This window comes from Pseudomonas sp. UBA5568 (assembly GCF_002425525.1).
GTDB classification, from domain to species: domain Bacteria; phylum Pseudomonadota; class Gammaproteobacteria; order Pseudomonadales; family Pseudomonadaceae; genus Aquipseudomonas; species Aquipseudomonas fulva.
Map to the genome: position 1 here is coordinate 1 of NZ_DIMK01000064.1, position 3909 is coordinate 3909.

Below are 3909 nucleotides of genomic sequence, written 5' to 3' on the forward strand. Positions count from 1 at the left end.
GGGCCGCAAAGCGGCCCCAAGATCTAAAGCGCGCCCACCATCTCCGCGGCTTTTACCCCGTAGGGCACCCAGCACCCCCGCATTCAGCACCACATCACACACCCTAACCCCCAAGCGACTACCTCGACACGCTTGTCAGACTCAAGACCCCCACCACGTCAGCCCCATTCTCCATCGGCCATCCCCCTGCCCATAAACCCTGCACGCCCCGGCCAACCCAGGCAAAACCACCTCTCCAACCACCCCCCACCTCCAGCGCTAGGGTTAACCCCGCAGCCCAAGGAACAGGCTGCCAGAAACGACCAACCCTAGGAGTCTTCATCATGCGTAAAAACCTGCTCACCGCGCTGCTGCTCCCACTCATCGCCAGCCTTTCGTTCACCGTAAACGCAACACCGACCAATGCCACGACCATGGTCGAACCCATGGCGATGGTCGCCCAGGCAAGCCAGTCAGCAACCCCGCTGGTCGATCTCAACAGCGCAGATGCCCTGACGCTCCAGAAAGAACTCAACGGCATCGGCAAGGCAAAGGCCGAGGCAATCGTCGCCTACCGCGAAGCCCACGGGCCATTCGCGTCGGTCGATGAACTGCTCGAGATAAAAGGCATCGGCAATGCGCTGCTAGAACGCAACCGCGACAAACTGAAAGTGCAATAAGTACAGAGGGGCGGGCCTTCGACAGGCCCGCTCATTGAAAGGCCATCAACCGCATTCAGCGGTCTTGAGCATCCCGGGCATCGGCCTCGGCGTTGCGTTCATGAACCTTACGCAACTGCTCGTCAGTCAACGGCAGCTTCTTAGCCGTGTCGCGCAGCATCATCAAACCGCCGACGATCGAGCCAATGGCAACGATGAGTATCAGCCAGGCATACCAAGGCATTTTCCTTCTCCTGTTGCGAATGTAAGCGGCTTGCTCACCTGTTTTGAGCCAGGCGCCGCTTCGTTGGTTCAATGGTACGGCGCCTCACGCAGGCCCAGCACCCACCGGCCCACATCCTGGCCCACCGTCCGACCAATTCCTGGGCCAGCGGCCCCCCCAGCCTGCGTCACATCGTTTACAATGCGCGCCGTTTCCGACTTGCCAAGAGACCCTGCCATGCCTGCTTGCCAGACGCCCCTTATCGTCGCCCTGGACTTCCCTACCCGCGAAGCCGCCCTGAAGCTGGCTGACCAGCTGGACCCTGCGCTGTGCCGCGTCAAGGTGGGCAAGGAGCTGTTCACCAGCAGCGCGTCGGGCATTGTCGAAACCCTGTGTGACAAAGGCTTCGAAGTGTTCCTGGACCTGAAATTCCACGACATCCCCAACACCACGGCCATGGCCGTCAAGGCCGCTGCCGAGATGGGCGTATGGATGGTCAACGTGCATTGCTCCGGCGGCTTGCGCATGATGGCTGCTTGCCGTGAAGAACTGGCCAAGCGCAGCGGCCCGCAACCTCTGCTGATCGGCGTGACCGTGCTCACCAGCATGGAGCGCGAAGACCTGGCCGGTATCGGCCTGGATGTAGACCCGCAAGAACAGGTACTGCGCCTAGCGGCGCTGGCCGAAAAGGCCGGTATGGACGGGCTGGTGTGCTCGGCGCTGGAGGCCCCGGCGCTCAAGGCCGCTCACCCTGGCCTGCAGCTCGTCACCCCCGGCATTCGCCCGGCAGGCAGCGCCCAGGATGACCAGCGTCGCATCCTCACGCCGCGCCAGGCCCTGGACGCTGGCTCGGACTACCTGGTAATCGGCCGCCCCATCAGCCAGGCCGCCGACCCGGCCCAAGCGTTGGCAGCGGTAGTGGCCGAGATTCGCGGCTGAGCCTGAGCCGCACGCCTTTCAGGCACCGTCATCGGATCGGGACCTGAAAGGCGTGCGTCCAGTCAGTCATTACACCTTCAACACCAGCTTGCCGAAGTTCTGCCCGTTGAACAGTTTCAACAGGGTGTCTGGGAAGGTTTCCAGGCCGTCCACCACGTCTTCCTTGCTCTTGACCTGCCCATTGGCCAGCCAGCCGGCCATTTCCTTGGCCGCTTTGCCGTAGTCCTTGGCGTGGTCCATCACCACGAAGCCCTCCATGCGCGCACGGTTCACCAGCAGCGCCAGGTAGTTGGCCGGGCCTTTGACCGCTTCCTTGTTGTTGTACTGGCTGATCGCACCGCAGATCACGATGCGCGCCTTGAAGTTGATGCGCGTCAGCACCGCATCCAGAATCTCGCCCCCGACGTTGTCGAAGTACACGTCCACGCCTTTCGGGCATTCGCGCTTAAGGCCTGCCTGTACGTCCTCGGCCTTGTAGTCGATGACGCCGTCAAAGCCCAGTTCATCCTTGAGGTACTGGCATTTCTCGGCACCGCCCGCGATACCCACGAGGCGGCAGCCCTTGATCTTGGCGATCTGCCCCGCAATGCTGCCCACCGCACCCGCGGCGCCGGAGATCACCACGGTGTCGCCGGCTTTAGGCTGGCCCACTTCCAGCAAGGCAAAGTATGCCGTCATGCCGGTCATGCCCAAGGCCGACAGGTAGCGGGGCAGGGGCGCAAGGCTCGGGTCGATTTTCTGCAGGTTCTGGGGCTCGCCGGTGAAGTAATCCTGCACGCCCAATGCGCCGTTCACATGGTCGCCAGGCTTGAAGTCCGGGTGGTTGGACGCAACCACTTCGCCCACGCCCAGGGCGCGCATCACCTGCCCCAAGGCAACCGGCGGGATGTAGGACTTGCCCTCGTTCATCCAGCCGCGCATGGCCGGGTCCAGGGAAAGGTACAGGTTGCGCACCATCACTTGCCCTTCACCGGGTTGTTCGGCAGGCAGGGTCTCGAACTTGAAGTCTTCACGCGTTACCGCCCCGACCGGGCGTTTGACGAGCAGGAAGCGGCGATTGGTCTGGGTCATGACGGGTCCTTGAAGAATGGAATGTGCACAAGAGGATAAATCTACCTTGTTGATGAAAGCAGGTCCTCAACATCACTGACAAGCATGGTCCTATAAATGTCCATGTGATGATGCTGCGGCCTTACCAGCGGCTGGCTATGCTCGTGTGCCTCACAGGCCCTGACAGGAGCGCGGCATGAGCATGAGTTTTTCGGGCCAGGTAGCACTGGTCACCGGGGGCGGGGCGGGCATCGGCCGGGCAACGGCGCTGGCCTTTGCCGGCGAGGGCCTGAAGGTGGTGGTCGCCGACCTGGACGCCGTGGGCGGCGAGGAAACGGTCGGGCAGATTCGGGCCGCAGGTGGCGAGGCGTTGTTCATCGCCTGCGACGTGACCCGCGAAGACCAAGTCCGCCAGCTGCACGAGCACTTGGTCGCCGCCTATGGCCGGCTGGACTATGCCTTCAACAATGCGGGCATCGAGATCGAGCAGGGCAAGCTGGCCGACGGCAGCGAGGCGCAGTTCGACGCCATCATGGGCGTGAACGTCAAAGGTGTGTGGCTGTGCATGAAATACCAGCTGCCGCTACTGCTGGCCCAGGGCGGCGGCGCTATCGTCAATACCGCCTCGGTGGCGGGGTTGGGCGCAGCGCCGAAGATGAGCATCTACAGTGCGTCCAAGCATGCCGTGATCGGGCTGACCAAGTCTGCCGCCATCGAATATGCCCGCAAGGGCATCAGGGTCAATGCCGTGTGCCCGGCCGTGATCGATACGGACATGTTCCGCCGTGCCTATGAAGCCGACCCCCGCAAAGCCGAGTTCGCTGCCGCCATGCACCCGGTAGGGCGCATCGGCACCGTGGCCGAAATCGCCAGTGCGGTGTTGTACCTGTGCAGCGATGGTGCGGCGTTTACCACTGGGCATTGTCTGACGGTGGATGGAGGGGCCACGGCAATTTGAATCGGTGAGGTTGTGGTGGATGAAGCCCAAAGGCTGCCAGGGGTTGAGCGCTGGTCCTGAAGATGCATTATCACGCTGACATCCTGGGGCCGCTGCGCGCC

The 3909-nt window shown here is 62.7% G+C and carries 5 protein-coding genes; 3 read left to right on the forward strand and 2 right to left on the reverse strand.

What is annotated here, in order from left to right:
• Window positions 1-323 precede the first annotated feature (323 nt).
• Window positions 324-659 (forward strand): ComEA family DNA-binding protein, encoded by a 336-nt coding sequence (locus B2S33_RS20560; RefSeq protein WP_181074449.1) that lies wholly within the window; start codon window positions 324-326, stop codon window positions 657-659.
• Window positions 660-714: 55 nt separating this feature from the next.
• On the opposite strand, the gene B2S33_RS20565 is transcribed toward B2S33_RS20560, so the two are convergent.
• Window positions 715-882 carry a DUF2897 family protein gene (locus tag B2S33_RS20565; RefSeq protein WP_023535343.1) on the reverse strand — a complete coding sequence of 56 codons (168 nt, stop codon included), beginning with the start codon at window positions 880-882 and terminating at the stop codon, window positions 715-717.
• Between the two features lie 216 nt (window positions 883-1098).
• On the opposite strand from B2S33_RS20565, the gene pyrF reads away from it, so the two are divergent.
• A complete protein-coding gene (pyrF, locus tag B2S33_RS20570) occupies window positions 1099-1800 on the forward strand; it encodes an orotidine-5'-phosphate decarboxylase (RefSeq protein ID WP_027914290.1) in 702 nt (233 codons plus the stop codon).
• A 69-nt stretch (window positions 1801-1869) separates the two neighbouring features.
• Here pyrF and B2S33_RS20575 read toward each other — a convergent pair whose 3' ends face one another.
• Window positions 1870-2871, reverse strand: coding sequence for an NADP-dependent oxidoreductase (locus B2S33_RS20575; protein WP_288650993.1), 1002 nt, complete (start codon window positions 2869-2871; stop codon window positions 1870-1872).
• 175 nt (window positions 2872-3046) lie between these two features.
• Here B2S33_RS20575 and B2S33_RS20580 point away from each other — a divergent pair, with 175 nt between their 5' ends.
• The gene (locus B2S33_RS20580; protein ID WP_027914292.1) at window positions 3047-3808 is read left to right on the forward strand and encodes an SDR family oxidoreductase; all 762 of its coding nucleotides are present in this window, start codon (window positions 3047-3049) and stop codon (window positions 3806-3808) included.
• Window positions 3809-3909: the final 101 nt, after the last annotated feature.